Annotated in this window: 18 protein-coding genes; 4 read left to right on the top strand and 14 right to left on the bottom strand. The window is 53.0% G+C overall.

Features of this window, described 5'->3' with window-relative positions; genetic code table 11:
* Positions 1-20: 20 nt before the first annotated feature.
* From ACPXV9_RS08830 to ACPXV9_RS08820, 3 genes are read right to left on the bottom strand one after another with little or no spacing between them, the layout of a single operon-like run.
* Positions 21-1,109, bottom strand: coding sequence for a COX15/CtaA family protein (locus ACPXV9_RS08830; protein WP_423896088.1), 1,089 nt, complete (start codon positions 1,107-1,109; stop codon positions 21-23).
* A 3-nt stretch (positions 1,110-1,112) separates the two neighbouring features.
* Positions 1,113-1,748 (bottom strand): hypothetical protein, encoded by a 636-nt coding sequence (locus ACPXV9_RS08825; protein ID WP_423896087.1) that lies wholly within the window; start codon positions 1,746-1,748, stop codon positions 1,113-1,115.
* Complete coding sequence (locus tag ACPXV9_RS08820; RefSeq protein ID WP_423896086.1) at positions 1,745-2,437, bottom strand: SURF1 family protein; 693 nt, start codon at positions 2,435-2,437, stop codon at positions 1,745-1,747. The genes ACPXV9_RS08825 and ACPXV9_RS08820 overlap by 4 nt, the downstream gene beginning before the upstream one ends.
* Positions 2,438-2,549: 112 nt before the next feature.
* Here ACPXV9_RS08820 and ACPXV9_RS08815 point away from each other — a divergent pair, with 112 nt between their 5' ends.
* Positions 2,550-2,813, top strand: coding sequence for a twin transmembrane helix small protein (locus ACPXV9_RS08815; RefSeq protein WP_423896085.1), 264 nt, complete (start codon positions 2,550-2,552; stop codon positions 2,811-2,813).
* Here the strand turns inward: ACPXV9_RS08815 and ACPXV9_RS08810 are convergent.
* From ACPXV9_RS08810 to coxB, 4 genes are read right to left on the bottom strand one after another with little or no spacing between them, the layout of a single operon-like run.
* Positions 2,810-3,724, bottom strand: coding sequence for a cytochrome c oxidase subunit 3 (locus ACPXV9_RS08810; RefSeq protein ID WP_423896084.1), 915 nt, complete (start codon positions 3,722-3,724; stop codon positions 2,810-2,812). The genes ACPXV9_RS08815 and ACPXV9_RS08810 overlap by 4 nt on opposite strands.
* 51 nt (positions 3,725-3,775) lie before the next feature.
* Positions 3,776-4,327, bottom strand: a complete 552-nt coding sequence (locus ACPXV9_RS08805; RefSeq protein ID WP_423896083.1) for a cytochrome c oxidase assembly protein — start codon at positions 4,325-4,327, stop codon at positions 3,776-3,778.
* A gap of 22 nt (positions 4,328-4,349) precedes the next feature.
* Positions 4,350-5,900 carry a cytochrome c oxidase subunit I gene (gene ctaD / locus ACPXV9_RS08800; RefSeq protein WP_423896082.1) on the bottom strand — a complete coding sequence of 517 codons (1,551 nt, stop codon included), beginning with the start codon at positions 5,898-5,900 and terminating at the stop codon, positions 4,350-4,352.
* A gap of 11 nt (positions 5,901-5,911) precedes the next feature.
* On the bottom strand, positions 5,912-7,060 hold the full coding sequence (gene coxB / locus ACPXV9_RS08795) for a cytochrome c oxidase subunit II (protein ID WP_423896081.1): 1,149 nt from the start codon (positions 7,058-7,060) through the stop codon (positions 5,912-5,914).
* A 425-nt stretch (positions 7,061-7,485) separates the two neighbouring features.
* On the opposite strand from coxB, the gene ACPXV9_RS08790 reads away from it, so the two are divergent.
* On the top strand, positions 7,486-8,202 hold the full coding sequence (locus tag ACPXV9_RS08790; RefSeq protein WP_423896080.1) for a hypothetical protein: 717 nt from the start codon (positions 7,486-7,488) through the stop codon (positions 8,200-8,202).
* A 31-nt stretch (positions 8,203-8,233) separates the two neighbouring features.
* Here ACPXV9_RS08790 and amt read toward each other — a convergent pair whose 3' ends face one another.
* The 3 genes from amt to prlC all read right to left on the bottom strand — a co-directional run bounded on the left by amt (position 8,234) and on the right by prlC (position 12,960).
* Positions 8,234-10,462 carry an ammonium transporter gene (gene amt, locus ACPXV9_RS08785; protein WP_423896079.1) on the bottom strand — a complete coding sequence of 743 codons (2,229 nt, stop codon included), beginning with the start codon at positions 10,460-10,462 and terminating at the stop codon, positions 8,234-8,236.
* A gap of 199 nt (positions 10,463-10,661) precedes the next feature.
* Positions 10,662-10,907: a YheV family putative zinc ribbon protein gene (locus tag ACPXV9_RS08780; RefSeq protein WP_423896078.1), complete on the bottom strand. Its 246-nt coding sequence runs from the start codon at positions 10,905-10,907 to the stop codon at positions 10,662-10,664.
* A 10-nt stretch (positions 10,908-10,917) separates the two neighbouring features.
* Positions 10,918-12,960 (bottom strand): oligopeptidase A, encoded by a 2,043-nt coding sequence (gene prlC, locus ACPXV9_RS08775; RefSeq protein ID WP_423896077.1) that lies wholly within the window; start codon positions 12,958-12,960, stop codon positions 10,918-10,920.
* 147 nt (positions 12,961-13,107) lie between these two features.
* Between prlC and ACPXV9_RS08770 the strand changes: the two genes are divergently transcribed.
* Complete coding sequence (locus ACPXV9_RS08770; RefSeq protein ID WP_423896076.1) at positions 13,108-13,665, top strand: gamma carbonic anhydrase family protein; 558 nt, start codon at positions 13,108-13,110, stop codon at positions 13,663-13,665.
* Between the two features lie 17 nt (positions 13,666-13,682).
* Positions 13,683-14,363 (top strand): enoyl-CoA hydratase/isomerase family protein, encoded by a 681-nt coding sequence (locus ACPXV9_RS08765; protein ID WP_423896075.1) that lies wholly within the window; start codon positions 13,683-13,685, stop codon positions 14,361-14,363.
* A gap of 286 nt (positions 14,364-14,649) precedes the next feature.
* Here the strand turns inward: ACPXV9_RS08765 and aroE are convergent, their stop codons facing one another.
* From aroE to dprA, 4 genes are all read right to left on the bottom strand, one after another.
* The gene (gene aroE / locus ACPXV9_RS08760) at positions 14,650-15,486 is read right to left on the bottom strand and encodes a shikimate dehydrogenase (protein WP_423896074.1); all 837 of its coding nucleotides are present in this window, start codon (positions 15,484-15,486) and stop codon (positions 14,650-14,652) included.
* A complete protein-coding gene (gene hemF / locus ACPXV9_RS08755; protein ID WP_423896073.1) occupies positions 15,483-16,391 on the bottom strand; it encodes an oxygen-dependent coproporphyrinogen oxidase in 909 nt (302 codons plus the stop codon). The genes aroE and hemF overlap by 4 nt, the downstream gene beginning before the upstream one ends.
* Before the next feature lie 44 nt (positions 16,392-16,435).
* Positions 16,436-17,005, bottom strand: coding sequence for an L-threonylcarbamoyladenylate synthase (locus ACPXV9_RS08750; RefSeq protein WP_423896072.1), 570 nt, complete (start codon positions 17,003-17,005; stop codon positions 16,436-16,438).
* Between the two features lie 68 nt (positions 17,006-17,073).
* The gene (gene dprA / locus ACPXV9_RS08745) at positions 17,074-18,210 is read right to left on the bottom strand and encodes a DNA-processing protein DprA (RefSeq protein WP_423896071.1); all 1,137 of its coding nucleotides are present in this window, start codon (positions 18,208-18,210) and stop codon (positions 17,074-17,076) included.
* Positions 18,211-18,285: the final 75 nt, after the last annotated feature.

Raw genomic sequence — 18,285 nt, 5'->3', positions numbered from 1 at the left:
CATTTCCTTTTTGTTATTATTTAGATATTGGATGTTACTGCTGTTGGATTGAGCCCGATGGCCGCATCTTGTTCTGACGCACTCACAAAGCACCACAAACGATAATTCACCGTCGCCATCACCATCAGCAACAGTGCACCTACACCATTGTGGGCCACTGCTACCGATAACGGCAGTATCGCCACAATGTTGGTAATGCCCAGGGCTATCTGTATGGCCAGTACCAGAGCAATCACTCCCGCCAGCTTCTTCAAGTGCGCCGAACCTGTGCGAATCAATGCGGCCATCAGTAACAGTAAAACCCCGGTCACGACCAATGCGCCCACGCGATGGCTCCAATGGATGGCGGTGCGACCGTCACTGTCCATCACCCCGCCCAGATAATTGGGTCCAATATCCTGAGTGAAATTAAAACCCTCTTTAAAATCCATGGCGGGCACGAGCTCACCGTGGCAGGTGGGGAAATCAACACAGGCCAGTGCCGCGTAATTGGACGTGGTCCAGCCGCCCAGTGAAATCTGCAATACCACCGCGACCAATCCGGCCATCGCCAGTTTGCGCAGCCGAGTAAGCCCTCGCGGTGTCAGCGAAGTAGTGACTTTTTGCAACTGCCAATCACGATGACTCAGTCGCAAGAACATTAACCAAAGCAACGTCAGGGTGGTAAAGCCACCGAGCAGATGCGTGGTGACCACCTGTGGCCACAGCTTGAGTGTAACCGTCCACATGCCAAACAGCCCCTGCAGAATAACCAGCGCCAGTAAAAACAGGGGCAGCTTAACCGGGGTGTTTTGCTGTTTGCGATGCTTCCAGCTGTAAACAGCAAAGCACAGAATCACAAACCCCAGTGCGCTGGCAAAATAGCGGTGCACCATCTCTGGCCAGGTTTTATCCGCGTCCACCGGCGCATCTGGAAAAGCCTGTTCGGCCAGAGCAATTTCCTGTGCTGTATCTGGCCACAGTATATGGCCATAACAACCGGGCCAGTCGGGACAACCCAGGCCAGCATCCACCAAACGGGTAAACGCTCCCAGTGACACCACTACCGCCGCCAGTACCACACTGGCCAATATTGCCTTTGCTGAACCACTCAATGCCGACCACTTCATGACTCACTCCTCGTAGGAATATTTCAGCAAACGCTTGATATCATCCAACAGATCGGCACCGGAATGCTCACTGTCGTAACTCATCATGGCGTAGCCCTCCTGATCCAGATAGTAGATGTGGCTGCCATTGAGTGGATGATCGGCGATCGACGTTTCAGAGAAGGTGTCACGCCATTGTGATTGAACGATTTGCAGCGCTTGTAACCGGGGGTGTTCCTGCTTCAGAAACTCTGCAAAATCCTGAGACAAGGGTGCACCGGTATTGAGAAACAACCGTTCAACCCGCACTGATTTTTCTGCCAGACGGATATGAACCTGGCGGGACAGATACAATTGCTGACGACAAACATCATCGCAGCGATCGTCGGCCACTATCACCATGCGCCACAATTTCTTGCCATCAAACGGCCGCACTTTCTTGCCGTCCTGATTAACATAATCCAACGCGGTTACCGAGGTTGCCGGGCGCAGCAGTTCACCTTTATTGACGGTTCCCGTTGGCATACCAATGCCGGTTTTAAAAATAAAATAGGCCGACACCATGGGCAACATAATCGCCGCCAGGATCAACCAGCCGTTGTTGTTCACTTTCTCGTTATTACTGTTTGCATTACCTGATCGCGACATCACGGCACTCACTGTGCAGTCCTCTTTTTATTGTTGTGTTGAAAAATCATCTGTCCCAGATTGCTGTTGGCAAACACCAATGCCACCACCAGAACAATCGCCATGCTGAACCACTGCACAGCATAGCCCTGATGTTTGGCCGGGCTGTTATTGAGCCACTGCCACTGGGTCACCAGAGCACCATCGCTGCTGTCATCCAGTCGTAGCAAAAAAGGCAGCGACGGCTCAAGCCCCAATTGCTGGTACAGAACCGCAATATCAATCTGTTGAATTCGGCGTGGCCAGCCCTCATCGCCATCCTGCTCTCGCACCATCGGGTTATCACTGGGCTGATGTAAAAATCCGGTCACATGGATAGGGCGTGCGATATTCGGAATACCGGGTAGCTCGCTGCGTAATCTCGGTGCTGGTAACCAGCCCCGGTTCAACAACACGGTTTCACCACTGGGCAATTGCAAAGGAGAAATCACTTCGTAACCCACCTGGCCCTGACGGATTTTGTTATCCAGCAACCAGCTGTGGTCATTATCCAGCACACCGTGCAACTCAATGCGGCGATAGCGGGTGTTCGATTGGGTAAATAATTGATCAGCCGTCAGTGCGGGCAAATGGCGTTGACGATCAAGCTCTGCCTGCAACTGATGTTTCTGTTCTGCGCGTTCCAGCTGCCAGAATCCAAGGCGCAACAAAACCGGAAGCATGACCAAGCCGAGAAGGCTTAACTTCCAATTAAATGCTACTGTTAGCGATACCGCCTTGCTGTTCATGCTATGGATCACCCTACTGCTCATCAAAAATAAAAGGTGACTTTCTATGTGGCTTAAAGCCGTTATTGTTATTTTGTTTGTGGCCGTTGTGGCCAGCCTCAGCAGTGGTCTGGTGTTTCTGCTGAAAGATTCTGGCTCCGAATCCAAGCGCACGCTCTATGCATTGGGTATTCGGGTCTGCCTGGCCGCGTTGTTACTGGTCTGTATCCTCTATGGTTTGGCCACTGGCCAACTGGGCAGTTCTGCACCCTGGGATGCCGGTCCGGTTTCCGGAAATATCAGCACACCCCAGAGCACACCCGATCATTAACCGAGAATATAGACAAAGATAAACAAGCCCACCCAGACCACATCCACAAAGTGCCAATACCAACTGGCGGACTCAAAACCAAAACAGTCATCGTGACTGAAATGGCCCTTGAATACCGAGCGACACCACATCACCAGCAACATAAAGGTACCCAGAGTGACGTGGGCACCGTGGAAGCCGGTCAACATAAAGAAGGTGGCACCGTAGATACCCGACTGCAACGTCAGTCCCAGATTGGTGTAGGCATCGTAGTATTCCTCGGCCTGTAAAATCAGGAAGAAGATACCAAGCGCAACGGTTACACCCAGCCAGAAATTGAATTGCTTGCGATTGTCATTTTTCAAGCCCACATGGGCCAGATGCACGGTGACACTGGAAGTCAGCAGCACCACGGTGTTCCAGAAGGGCAACCATTTCCAGATGGAATCCACCGTGGAATAACTCAGGCTTTTCTCTGGGCCCACCATCTTGGCGGAGTCGCCATTAACGGCCACATCCGGTGTAATCATCACCGGCCAGGTGGCTTCAAAGCCTTCCCACAGCATATTGGTAACACCCTTATCACCTTCTCCCCCCAACCAGGGTATTGAGAAGGTTCGCACGTAATAGAGCGCACCAAAAAAGGCGGCAAAGAACATCACCTCACTGAAGATAAACCAACCCATGCCCCACACATAAGAGCGTTTCAGCTGATCGCTGTTCAGGCCTGCCCGGTTTTCTGCGATCACTGTGGCAAACCAGTTCCACAGAACAAAGGCAAACAGCAGGCCGCCGATAAATAAAATGGTGGAGCCGTTTTCACTGCCGTTGAGTGCACTGCCGGCACCATAAACCGTCAGGAACAATCCCACGGAAGCAAAGATCGGTAACTTACTTTGCTCCGGTACATAATAACTTCCTTCACTGGACATTTTTTCTACCCCGCGTTTCTTTTTTGGTTGTTGCGGATTAATCGTTTTGTCTTAACGTAACGCCACTGTTGCCCGATCCGTAATATCAAATAAGGTATAGGACAGGGTAATGGTGCGTACCTGATCGGGAATGTCCTGATCCACAATAAATCTCAGTGGCAGCTCAGCACTCTCCCCGCCAGGCAGCGGTTGCTGGTTAAAACAAAAGCATTCGGTTTTGTGAAAGTATTCGGCAGCCTTGAAAGGCACCACACTGGGTACCGCCTGTCCCACCATATCCTCACTGGTGGGGTTGCGAGCCAGATAGCGGATCTCCATCTCCTGCCCCGGGTGTACTTCGATGCTGTCGAGCATGGGCTCAAACGACCAGGGCATGCCCTCGTTGTTGGTGGCCAGAAACTGCACCTTGACGGTTCTGCTGGTATCCACCTCAATGGCGACCGCTTCATACTTATCACCGGTTTTGCCATTCAGGCCGGTGACTTCACAAAAGACATCGTAGAGCGGTGGCATAATCCAGACGGCGAACACAAACATCCCCACCACCACGCCAAATAACTTGGCGATCAGTTTCGGAGTTGATTGTTGTACGCCGTCTGTCATTTTAAGTCGCCGCTCCTATTTCTTACTTCACTTCCGGTGGCGTCGAAAAAGTGTGGTAAGGCGCCGGTGAAGGCACGGTCCACTCGAGACCATCCGGATCTTCCCAGACTTCATCCGTTGCCGGTTTGCCTGACTTAATGGTAGCAATCACATTAAACAGGAACATGATCTGGGCGGCGCCAAACAGGAAGGCACCGACACTGGCGATCATATTGAAATCGGCAAACTGCAGAGCGTAATCCGGAATCCGTCGTGGCATACCCGCCAGGCCCACAAAGTGCATAGGGAAGAAGGTCAGGTTGAGGCCGATAAACGCCATCCAGAAATGGGTCTTGCCCATGGTCTCGTTGTACATGCGCCCGCACCACTTGGGCAGCCAGTAATAGACACCCGCGGTAATCGAGAAGATCGCACCGGGCACCAGCACGTAGTGGAAGTGTGCCACCACAAAGTAGGTATCGTGGTACTGGAAGTCCGCCGGCGCAATCGCCAGCATCAGACCGGAGAAACCACCAATGGTAAACAGGATCACAAACGCCACCGAGAACAGCATCGGCGTTTCAAAGGTCATGGAACCCTTGAACATGGTGGTCACCCAGTTAAACACCTTCACCCCGGTGGGCACCGCAATCAGCATGGTGGCGTACATAAAGAACAACTCACCGGCCACCGGCATACCCACGGTAAACATGTGGTGCGCCCAGACAATAAAGCTCAGAAACGCGATGGACGCCGTGGCGTACACCATGGAGGCGTAACCAAACAGCGGCTTGCGGGCAAAAGTGGGGATAATCGCACTGACCACACCGAACGCCGGCAAGATCATGATGTACACCTCGGGATGACCGAAGAACCAGAAGATGTGCTGGAACAGTACCGGATCACCACCACCAGCGGCATCAAAGAAGCTGGTGCCAAAGTGAATATCCATCAGCATCATGGTGACCACACCGGCCAGTACCGGCATCACCGCAATCAGCAGGTAGGCGGTAATCAGCCAGGTCCACACAAACAGTGGCATCTTCATCAGGGTCATACCCGGCGCGCGCATATTCAAAATGGTGGCAACGATATTGATCGCCCCCATAATCGAACTGGCCCCCATGATGTGCACCGCAAAGATAAAGAAGGTCACACTCGGTGGCGCGTAGGTAGTGGATAGAGGCGCATAAAAAGTCCAACCGAAGTTGGGTGCCCCGCCTTCCATCAACAGGGTGGACGCCAGCATCGCAAAGGCGAACGGCAGAATCCAGAAGCTCCAGTTGTTCATCCGCGGCAACGCCATATCCGGGGCGCCAATCATCATCGGCACCATCCAGTTGGCCAGCCCGACAAAGGCCGGCATCACGGCCCCGAACACCATCACCAAACCGTGCATGGTGGTCATCTGGTTAAAGAATTCCGGGTCGACAATCTGCATCCCCGGTTCAAACAATTCGGCGCGAATCACCAGTGCGAACACGCCGCCCATCAAAAACATAGCAAAACTGAACCATAGGTACATGGTGCCAATGTCTTTATGATTGGTGGTAAACAACCACCGGCTTATGCCTTTAGCAGGACCGTGTGCCATTGTTTACCTCCTTACTCTGACTGTTGTTTGAATTTGAGAACGTCGATGGGCTGCACGCTGTCGCCCATATTGTTACCCCAGGCGTTGCGCTGGAAGGTAATGACGCTGGCGATGTCCGCTTCCGACAGCTGCGGGCCATAGGCCGCCATCATCGGGTTGTTGGCACTGCCGTTAACGATGATGTCCATGTGCGCCGCCAGGTTACCGGCGGCAATGGCACTGCCCTTGATCGCCGGGCCAACACCGCCTTCACCGTTGACGCCGTGACAAGCGGCACAGCTGGTGGCGTAACGCGACTCACCCTGAGCGTAGAGCTCATCAAAGGTAAAGGTCTTCTCGGTCAACGCCTTAAGCTTCTCAGCTTCTTCTTTTTTGGCACCAATCCAGGCGGTGTATTCTTCTTTAGGCAACACCTCGACCACCACCGGCATAAAGCCGTGATCTTTACCGCACAATTCAGCGCACTGGCCGCGATAGATGCCGGGCTCTTCCACATAAGTCCAGGATTCATTGATAAAACCGGGAATGGCGTCTTTCTTTACGGCCAGATCGGGGACCCACCAGGCGTGAATCACATCAGCGGCAGTAATCAAAAAGCGAACCTTGGTTTCCGCCGGAATCACCAGCGGCTCATCCACTTCCAACAGATAGTTGGGGCCCTTGGGCGCTCGACCTTCAATCTCGTCACGACTGGTACTGAGGTTACTGAAGAAACTGACATCCTCACCCAGATACTCGTATTTCCACTTCCACTGATAACCGGTGATGATGATGTCCATCTCGGCGTCATCGGTATCGTAAATTTTCAGCAGGGTATTGGTGGCCGGAATGGCCATCACAATCAAAATAAGGAAGGGAACTATGGTCCAAATAATTTCCAGCGTGGTGCTTTCATGAAAATTGGACGCCTTGGCACCGTTTTCTTTGCGGTGCACGATCATGGTGTAGAACATCACACCGAACACCACCACCCCAATGCCTACGCACCACCAGAAGATATCCATGTGCAGTCCGTAGATTTCCCGGCTAACCGGGGTCACGCCTTCGGGCATATTCACCCCCCAGCGCGGCGCTTCTTCCGCCCAACTCTGTACCGACACAAGGCACAGACAGGCGCAAGCAAGCAGACTGGCGTACAGCCGTCTCGCCTGATTCAACATCGCCGTTGTCTCCGTGTTGTTATTGTTATGTGTTTCTTATTATCAGTTTTGCTAACTATTTATTTCTAACTACAACAAACGCCAGGGCACCCTTACCTCGGTCGACTGCAACCTGAAACAAGGTGAAACGGTGATTTATCAGGGGTCTGAATCACTACCCAAGAAACTCTGGCTGGGCTTTTACCGGTTTTTTTGTAACAACCCATGTGCGACAAAATGCCGCGACCTATCAGGTATGGCGCACAATCGAATAAAAGTCAAACTGGATACTTCGTATAATTATTAAACAAACGGTGTTTTTAACAGCCTCTAAGAACCAAACGGATGGCTTTTCGGCATGTTATGAGCTTTCGTTCTTTGCAATCGAGCAATTTGAACCATACTTAGTCCTTGTAACAATTGCGTAAGATATTTGATTTTCTTCCATGGACATCCCGCTGCAACATACCGTGCAAACCAATCTTGGGCTGATTCAGTCCACGATTGCGACAGCTCGTGTTCATGAACAGCAAACGGCTGAACTCAAGTCCCTTCTGGAGCAGCAACTGCCATCCCTGCACACCGCCATCGAGCTACCCAGCCACAACAGTGTCGACACCCTGCACGGGTTTATCATGGATTACATTCAGCATGTGCCTCAGTTTATCGAGGCGATCCACACTCTGGCTGAGGACGCAAAAATCGATGAACCCATCTCCTATGTGCTCAAAGTTGCCAGCGATTTCTTTTTGGAGCCACCACAATTGCTGGAAAGTCACTCCGGAATGCGGGCGTTAATGGATGAATCCTATCTGGCTCATCGCCTGATCGAAGAAGTTAACGATCGCTTTATCAATCTCTGCGGGCAACCACTGGCGCCCATGGATATGACCCGGTCAAATCTGATCATTCATTATTTGATTGGTGAACCTTTTGCCAATGAACTCGACAGTGCGGTGCAATACTGTGTGGATCTGATTATGGCCCGCCACAGCAGCATTCAGAGTGAAGCCTTTCAGGCTTATATAGAAGAGCACCGGGATAATGGCTGGTACGAAGAGATCAAACGCTGGCCCTGCCTGGCGGAAGACCTCTCCATCAACCTGAATTTTACCAGTAATTTCCCGGCGGCTGCAGACAGCCCCAAAACCATCCTTAACTAGTTTCGGAGCCGGTAATCAGGCCGCACCTAGGTTAGACCTGATAGCGCGCTGCCAATGACGCCATTTCACTGGCCATGGCAGCAACCCGATGGCTTCGATCGCCCGCTTTATCGGATCTGCTATGCAGATCAGAGGCCACGTCGGACAGAGCACCAACATCCCGAGCTGCGTCGGCAGCAGAAACCTGCTGCTGTTGAACCGCTACCGCCACGGCAGCATTGAGATCGGTAATTCGCCCTACGGCCTCAGTTACATCAGCCAGCGTCGTTCGGGTTTCATTGGCACGGGCCACACTGCGACGTGCCAGTGACAAGTTGTCGTCCATGGCTGCACGGGCATTTTTGGCTTCGTTCTGCAGCTCATCAATCACCTGACCAATCTCTGTAGCCGATTCCTGAGCCTGAACTGAAAGCTCACGTACTTCCTGAGCCACGACGGCAAACCCGCGCCCATGCTCACCTGCACGTGCCGCCTCAATGGCTGCATTGAGCGCCAATAAGTTGGTACTGGCCGCAATCTGCTGGATCGCATCAACGGCGACATTGATCGAGTCGGCGTGACCATCAAAGCGGCCCACCAATCGGGCAACGTTTTCAACTTTCTCGGCCAGGGCTTCAATCTCGGCCAGAGCGCTGCTTAATTCGTGTTCACCAGCGGTAACCTGATGGTTGGCATCGGCAGCGACTTGCGCGGTCTCATCGGCACGTTGGGCAATATCGCGAATCGCCAATGCAATCTCATCCATGGCTTCACGCAACGTTACGCTACTGTGGCTGCCCTGACTGGCCATGGTGCGAATAGCGCCTGAACTGCTCTGCAAACCGCCCGCTTCCGTCCGCAGTTTTTCGCTGGAATACACCAGATGACCCAATGACTCCTGAAACGCATCCAACATGCGATTGAACATTTGGGCCGTAACTCCGGCTTCAGTGCCATATTCAACCGGGGCCCGCTCACGCAGATCTCCGGTTTCGACAATGCGCTCCATGGTTTTGAGAGTGTCGAGCCACACGGTACGCGCACCGTGCTCAGCAACATTCAAGCCTTGTTCTTCATCCTCCGGGCTCACTCGCAACGCATTGAACGCTCGCAGCAGGCCAAACAGCATCAATCCGGTCAACAGCGACCAGAAGGCCACAGACATTACACCCAACAGCTGTACACTGAACTGAGCCAGTGCCGACCCGGCCGGCAATTCAGAGGCAGGCGCAACCAGCGCCAGCCCCAAGGTTCCCCAAAGGCCAGCGAAAGCGTGCGCCGCAACCGCGCCTACCGGGTCATCAATTTTCAGGGACAGCAACAGCGCTTCACCCATATAAACCACCAGACCGCTGACCAAACCAATGATAATGGCGCCTCCAGGACCTACAACGGCACAGCCAGCGGTAATACCCGCCAACCCGCCAATAACACCATTGAGCACTTTTTCGACTTCAACGCGACCACGCACCATGGTGCTGATCACCATACACGCCACAGCACCGGCCGCTGCAGACAGCACCGTGTTAACCACAATACCGGCAATGGCATCAGACGCTTCCAGTGTGGAACCGGCATTAAAACCTAACCAGCCAAACCACAGCACAAACACCCCAATCGTGGCCAACACCAGAGAGTGACCGGGCAAAGCCTGTGGCTTGCCCGATTCATCAAAACGCCCCAGCCGTGGTCCCAACACCATAGCGCCAGCCAGAGCCAGCCAACCACCAACCCCATGCACCACAGTCGAACCGGCAAAATCAACAAACCCTTTTTGAGCCAACCAACCGTCTCCGTTCCAGATCCAGTGACCCGCCACGGGATAGATAAACCCGGCAATCACCAAACACACCAACAGATAACCGTTAAAACGCATACGCTCGGCAATCGCGCCAGAAACAATGGTGGCCGCTGTGCCAGCAAACACCAGCTGGAACACAAAGAAAGCCAGATCGGCCGGTTCCTCAAGCCCCGCCATGGCGAAGTGACTGGTGCCAAACCAGCCTCCGGCACTGTCACCGAACATGACCGCGTACCCCATCAATGCGAAAATCAGACTGGCCACCGCCAGATCACTGATGTTTTTTATCGCAACATTGATGGTGTTCTTGGCACGGGTTAAACCGGTTTCCAACAGAGTAAAGCCAGCCTGCATAAACAGCACCAATGCAGTGCACAACAAAACCCAAACAAGATCGAGAGCGGCTTTAACCTCTGCTTCGGAGCCCCAAGAAAGGGCAGGGAAAAATAAAAACAAAATATAAAATCGTGAAGACTTCACTTAAACACCTCATTATCACAACACGAAAGCTCGAACGAGCTAGGCAACAATCAGGCCAAGGACGAAACTGGCGCCAAATGTGACTTAAACAACAAACCAAGCCACAAAAAAGCACCAATACAGGTCATAACATAAAAATAAAGAGGTCATAAGCACCATAAAGGTGCTTATTATTTGTAATTATCAGACGTTAAGCTGATCACTTGTCTGTACCAAGAGGCGGAAACTGCAGCACCTGGGTTTCAGCCTGTTTCACTTCCTCAGTCTGATTCACCCGGGTGTCAAGCTCCCTAACATGCTGCTGGAAGCGCATTTCGTCCTTGAAACCACAGCTGACACACTCGCGAAACTCTTTACCCGCTTCGCTGTACACCACTATCTTGTCCATTTCTTCACAGCGGGGGCAAACGGCACCGGCTATAAAACGTCGTTTATCAAACGCCATATTCTCTCTCTCAATTCTGAATGCCACTGTGACGCAATAGCGCATCAACAGAAGGTTTACGGCCGCGGAAATTTTCAAACAGCACCATCGCCTCTCTCGAACCGCCCTGCTCCAATATCGTATTCAGGAAGTCACGGCCGGTATCGCCATTGAATACCCCCTCTTCCTCGAACCGGGCAAAGGCATCACTGGACAGCACTTCTGCCCACTTGTAGCTGTAATACCCGGCGGCATAACCGCCGGCAAAAATATGGGAAAAACCATTCTGGAAGCGATTGAACGCCGGCGGCTGCACCACCGCGACCTCACTGCGCACCTGATCGAGAACCTGTTGCACGGACTCGAAGGTTTGCGGTTGGTAATTTCGGTGCAGGCGGAAATCAAACAGCGCAAATTCAATCTGTCGCAACATCTGCAGCGCAGACTGAAAGTTTTTCGCCGCCAGCAGGTTATCGAGCATGTCCTGCGGCAAGGCTTCACCGGATTCAAAATGCCCGGAAATCAGCGCCAGCGCTGCAGGCTCCCAGCACCAGTTTTCCAGAAACTGACTCGGTAATTCCACTGCATCCCAAGCCACTCCACTGATACCACTGACGGCAGCAACATTAATCTGGGTCAACATATGGTGCAGGCCATGGCCAAACTCATGAAACAGGGTTACCACTTCGTTGTGAGTCAACAGTGCCGGCTTGTGGCCCACCGCCGGGGTAAAATTACACACCAGATAGGCCACCGGTAACTGCTGTTCACCGGATACCTGACAGCGATCACGACAAACGTCCATCCAGGCACCGCCGCGCTTGTTCTCCCGGGCGTAGAGATCGAGATAGAAAGATGCAATTCGCCCACCGTCACGTTTGACATCAAAAAAGCGCACATCCGGGTGCCAGCTGTCTGCCTGACCCTCCACCACCTGGATACCGAACAACCGGTTCACAATCTCAAACAGGCCACTCACAACCCGATCGACAGGAAAATAAGGACGCAGCTGTTCTTGAGAAATGGCATAGGTCTGCTGTTTCAGCTTTTCACTGTAATACGGAATATCCCAGGCTTGCAGTTCACCGGCAAAGCCCTGTTGTTGAGCAAAGTCTGCCAGCTCTTGAAGTTCACGTTGGGCAATTGGTTTACTTTTCTCTGCCAGATCCACCAGAAAGCTTTCGACCTGATCACAGTCTTCCGCCATCTTGGTGGCCAGTGAGCGCTCAGCGTAATTGTTGAAACCCAGGAGTTGCGACAGTTCATGGCGCAGCTGAAGAATCTCCTCCATCACCGGCTGATTGTCCCATTTGCCGGGATTGGGCTCCTGCTCCGAGGCCCGGGTACTGTAGGCTCGATAGATTTCAGCTCGCAGTTCGCGATTATCGGCGTAAGTCATAACCGCCAGATAGGAGGGGATATCCAGAGTCACCACATAGCCAGTTTCCTGCTTCTGCTGTGCAGCCTGAGCCGCCAGCGCCAACTGATCCTCCGGCAATCCAGCCAACTGCTCAGCCGAATCCAGTTGCTTGTACCAACCCTGAGTGGCGTCCAGCACATTATTGGCAAACTGGGTGCCGAGTTCCGACAGGCGCTTTTTGATTTTGGCAAATTGCTGCTTCTGTTGCTCCGGCAGTGCCACGCCGGCCAGCTTGAAATCCCGCAGGGCATTATTGACCGCCGTCTGTTGCGCTACATTCAAATCCTTAAAGCCATCGCTGTCCGCCAGCCTCTGATAGGCGTCGTACAGTTCGCGATTCTGTCCAACCTCGGTCCCGTATTCGGTCAACTTGCCAAGACTGTTGGTGTAGGCGTCGCGCAGCGCATCAGAATTTACCACCGAATTCATATGGCTAACCGGAGACCAGGCTTTGTTAAGAATATTGTCCTGCTGTTCCAACGGCTGCACCAGACTGCTCCAGCTACTGGCATCGCTATTGGCCGCCAGGGTTCGGACCAGATGATCGCGACAGTCTTGCAACAATTGATCGAGGGCAGGCTCTACATGCTCGGCCTGAATGGCAGTAAACAGGGGCAGTTCAGAATCGTTTAATAATGGGTTGGCAGTACTCATAAACCGTGAAAAACCTTTGGCGGAAACTCTAACAACAATCGGTAAAAACGTTTGTCACATCATACACTTTTTGGGTTCATATTTTCCTGCCAGAATCCCAACCCTGTTAAGATACGCCCCACAAATCTGGAGCAACGGGACTGGACGATGGGAAAAGCCACCATAAATCACTTGCAGCAGAAACCGCAGTTGGGCGAAAGGGTGTATATCGATGATGCCGCCAAGGTACTGGGGGATGTTCACCTTGGCGATGACAGTTCTGTCTGGCCCATGGCAGTGATTCGCGGTGACATGCATCAGATCCGCATCGGCAACCGCACCAGCATTCAGGATGGCTCGATTCTGCACATCACCCACACCAGCGATTTCAATCCCGGCGGCTGGCCGTTGACCATCGGCGATCAGGTGACGGTAGGACACCGCGCCGTGTTACACGGCTGCACCATCCACGATCGGGTACTGGTAGGCAATGGCGCCATTATTATGGACGGCGCTGTGGTTGAGTCAGAAGTCATCATTGGTGCCGGCTGCATGGTGCCACCGGGTAAGCGTCTGGAAAGCGGCTATGTCTACGCCGGTAACCCAGCCAAGCCTCTGCGGCCATTAAAAGAATCGGAGAAAAATTTCTTCCCTTACACTTCCGACAACTATGTAAAACTCAAGGATCAGTATCTGGAACTGCGCCTTGATAAAAACCATTACTAAAATCAGAGAGAGCAATAATGTCCACTTTAAAACTGGAACTGAAAGACGGCGTTCACGTACTGACCCTGACCGATGGCGCCAATGAAAACAAACTGACCCAAGAAGTGGTCGAGGATTACATTGCCAAACTGGATGAAATTGCCAGCTTTGAGGGCAACACAGCCCTGATGATCACCTGCGAGCATGAAAAAACGTTTTCCACCGGCATCAATCTCGAGTGGATGATGGCGCAAACGCCAGAGGGTGTTCAGCACTTCGTAAAAACTCTGGAAAAGGCCATGTTCAAGTTGGCCATGCTGAATATGCCCACCGTGGTTGCCATCAATGGCAACTGCTACGCCGGCGGTGCCATCCTGATGACCGGCTGCGATTTCCGGTTTATGCGCGCTGACCGCGGTCGCTTCTGCTACCCGGAAGTCAACATTCAGATTCCGTTTACCCCACTGATGCAGGATCTGGTCGATGTACTGCCAAACAAACAGGTATTGAAAGAAATGTGCCTGTTGGGTCGGGCACTGACCGGGGCTGAGTGTCTGGAAGCCAATGTGGTGGACGGCTTGTTCAGCTTGGAAGAACTGCAGGAAAAAACCTTTGAGTTTGCCAAGATGCTGGCGCAGAAAGATCGCAATACCTACTCGATTATCAAGCAGCAGATGCGACCTAATATTGAGAAGCATCGTGAAGCTATTTTTGCTTAATTAATTGGGAACACTTCACCCGTCACAGCTCTTGGCATCAAGTATTGTTATGATTTTCAAAATTTTGGTACGAAGTGAGTTGTAAAGGGAGTGAGGTATTTGGTTTCTGGGGCTTTGATGACAGGGATGTCATCAAAGAGCTACAGGGGCAGAAAATTGCTCCTGCATTTTCTGCATACAAGCCATCCATGGCCATAACAGTATTCACGCGTTCCCAGAAACCAAATGTCTCGCTCCCGTCGTTAGCACCCAAAGAGAACAAAGAGATCCTTCAGCACTTCGTGCTTCAGGATGACAGTTTGCTACGGAGAGACAAAATCACCGGCGTAATCTCAGGCCGAACCCCACGCCAAACAAAAAACGACTCCGCCGCCTGACCAACCAACATACCCAGACCGTCCGCCAGATTGGAGCAACCCCGCTCCTTGGCCCAGTGCAAAAATACGGTTAAGTCAGCCCCGTACATCATGTCATAGCAGCAAGACCCTTCAGCCAACAAGTCATCCGGCAACGGTGGAAGGTCACCACTCAAACTGGCCGACGTACCATTAATCACCAAATCAAATGGCTGCCCTGACAACTCATCAAACCCGCAGCCGGCAATTTTTCCGTAGCGTTTAAACTGCTCGGCCAAAGCATCGGCCTTGGCAACCGTGCGGTTGGCCACAACCACCAACTCCGGATTTTGCTCCAGCAGTGGCTGCAATACCCCGCGCACCGCACCACCGGCACCCAACACCAGAACCCGCTTACCTTTCACCGTCCAACCCTGATTGTCGGTAATGTCCGACACCATGCCAAAACCATCGGTATTATCGCCAATGATGCTGCCATCGGCTTCAAGCTTCAGGGTATTTACCGCTCCGGCGTTGGTAGCCCGCTCGGTTAACTGATCGGCAAATTCATAGGCGTCCAGCTTGAAGGGCACGGTGATATTCAGCCCCTTGCCACCCGTCGCAAAAAATTCACGGGCCGCTGCGGCAAACTGATCCTCGGCCACCAGCTGCTTGGTGTATTGCAATGCTTCGCCGGTCTGGCTGGCAAACTGGCCGTGAATATCCGGCGACTTGGAGTGGGCAATGGGGTTGCCGAATACCGCATACTGATCCTCAGCCATGGTCATTTCACCCAATCCTGATGGGGCAGAAACGCCTCGGTCAGTTCTGCTTCCGGTGAGCCGGGCTCCGGGTTCCAGTTGTACTCCCAGCGCACCATGGGTGGTAACGACATCAGAATCGATTCGGTGCGACCACCGGTCTGTAAGCCAAACAAGGTACCGCGATCGAATACCAGATTGAATTCCACATAGCGACCACGCCGGTAGAGCTGAAAATCACGCTCGCGCTCACCAAAAGCAACCTCTTTACGGGCCGCCATAATGGGTCGATACGCTTTGGTGTAGCTGTCACCCACTGCGCGCATAAAAGCAAAACTTTGCTCAAAGCCCAGTTCGTTGAAATCATCGAAAAACAGGCCACCGACACCACGGGCTTCATCGCGGTGTTTCAGGTAAAAGTATTCATCGCACCATTTTTTAAAGCGTGGATAAATGTCGTCTCCAAAAGGGTCGCAAGCCTGTTTAGCGGTCTGATGCCAGAAAACACAGTCTTCCCGGTTACCGTAGTAGGGTGTCAGATCGTAGCCACCGCCAAACCACCAAACCGGATCTTCACCCTCCTTCTCGGCGATAAAGAAACGCACGTTAGCGTGACTGGTGGGCACATAGGGATTCTTCGGATGGATAACCAGCGAAACCCCCATGGCCTCGAAGGAGCGACCGGCCAGCTCCGGGCGGTGAGCCGTCGCCGATGCCGGCAGCTCGCCACCAAAGACGTGGGAGAAGTTAACACCGCCCTTCTCGATCACAACGCCATTATCGAGTACCCGGGTGCGACCGCCGCCACCAGCTTCCCGCTGCCAACTGTCTTCAACAAAACCAGCGCCGCCATCTTCCTCGGCCAGTTCCTGACAAATGCGATCCTGTAAGTCCATTAAATAGGCTTTAACCGCCTGTTTGTCCGGCTGCATAACTTCTAACCTTATGTCTGTGTTTCTGATTAACTTCTAGGGAATTAACTGTTGCGAATAATGCGACCGGTGCGAAGGTCGCGAATTTCTGAAGGATTGGCATTACCGCCCACTCGCCCCGGCGTAATCACATCAACACTGTCGCCAAAGTAGCGACGCACCTGCCAGCCTTCGAGCGCGGGCTGTAATCCCTGAGGGTTGGCGGAAGTGGAAACAATCGGACCACCAAATGCGTCGCACAAGCCGCACACCAGAGGGTGATCCGTCACTCGCACAGCCACCGAATCAAACTGACCTTTGATCCAATCGGGCACCTGATCTTCCAAATCCGGGATCAGCCAGGTAACTGGCCCTGGCCAGCTGGCGGCCATCTGCTGGCGCTGGTCTTCACTGAGGGGACGTAACAGATACTCGATTTGCGCCATCGAAGACGCTACCAGAATCAGGCCTTTGCTCATACTGCGTTTTTTCAGCGCCAGAATACGGTACACCGCCTGTTCATCATGAGGTGCGCACCCCAGACCCCAGACCGCTTCTGTCGGGTAGGCAATCACCGCACCACCCCACATCAGGTCAGCGGTTCGTTGAATTTTTGGGTGTCTGGACCAATCCATTTGCGCCTCTTTGCTTTGTCAGACCGTAGCCGGATAAAAGGCGCAAAGTTACCCCAGAGGCGGCAGCTTCACAAGCGCTGGTATCCGGCCCCCTGTTGTGCCACCAGACCTTTGATCTGCAATCCCATCAACACAGGTAACAGGATTTCCGTCTGCCAGCCGGTCAGCTGTGCCAAGTGCTCCAATGGCGCAACATCATAGCCCAGCGCATCCAGCAATTGCTGCTCGGAGTCATCCAGCTCAGGCTTATGGGGCTGAGAAGGCCATGATTCAGACAAGGCAGGCTGATGACTGCACCAGCCTTGCAGTTCCTCGGCAATGTCTGATGCGGTTTCCACCAGTGTCGCCCCCTGCCGAATAAGATCATGGCAACCGCGGCTTTGAGGATTATGAATGGAACCGGGAATGCTAAACACTTCGCGCCCCTGCTCCAGTGCCAGCCTTGCAGTGATCAGCGAACCGCTGCGTGGCGCCGCCTCTACCACCAAAACGCGCAGAGACAAGCCGCTGACAATACGGTTACGGCTGGGAAAGTGCCGGGCCAAAGGTGCAGTGCCGGGAATGAACTCGGTAATCAGGCAACCGCCACCGGCAATTATCGAGTCGGCCAGCTGGCGATGCCGGCTCGGGTAAACGCGATCGATCCCTGTGGCCATGACCGCAATGGTATGGCCTCCCACACTGAGTGCGCCCTCATGGGCTCGGGCATCAATGCCGGCAGCGAGACCGCTGGTTATGGTGAATCCGGCCTGCGCCAGACAGGCAGAAAAGCGAAAGGCGTTATCGGCACCGCCGCGGGTCATATTGCGACTGCCAACCACCGCCAATTGCGGCTGTGATAGCGCATCACTGTTTCCCAGTACATAGAGAGCCGGTGGGTAATCGGAAATATCCTTTAACAGCTGTGGGTAGCGATCATCTGTGTGGGTAATGATCTCTGCCCCGATGGAATCCAGCAGAGCCAGATCCTTGTTGAATTGCAACCAACAGTCACTGGTTGCTCCCCGCTGACGCAACTCCAGCAACGACGACAATAGCTTTGGTGGCAACAGCGAGCGCAATTGACTTTCCGTTGTTTGCAGCAACTGCTCCGGTGTGATGCCCGCCCTGATCAAAGCCAGATACTGGCGAGCGCCCATACCGGGTAAATACTGCAGCAAGGCAATCAGTTGATCGGGGGATTCCAGATCTTGCCACCAGGACATAGCCAGCTCCGTATAAACCAAAGCCGCACAGCATCCCATCGCCGTCACTGTTTGATGATAGGTAGAAGGTATGGT

It is taken from the genome of Candidatus Pelagadaptatus aseana (genome assembly GCF_040362265.1).
Lineage (GTDB): Bacteria > Pseudomonadota > Gammaproteobacteria > Pseudomonadales > Cellvibrionaceae > Pelagadaptatus > Pelagadaptatus aseana.
This window is presented reverse-complemented; position numbering and strand designations above follow the sequence as displayed.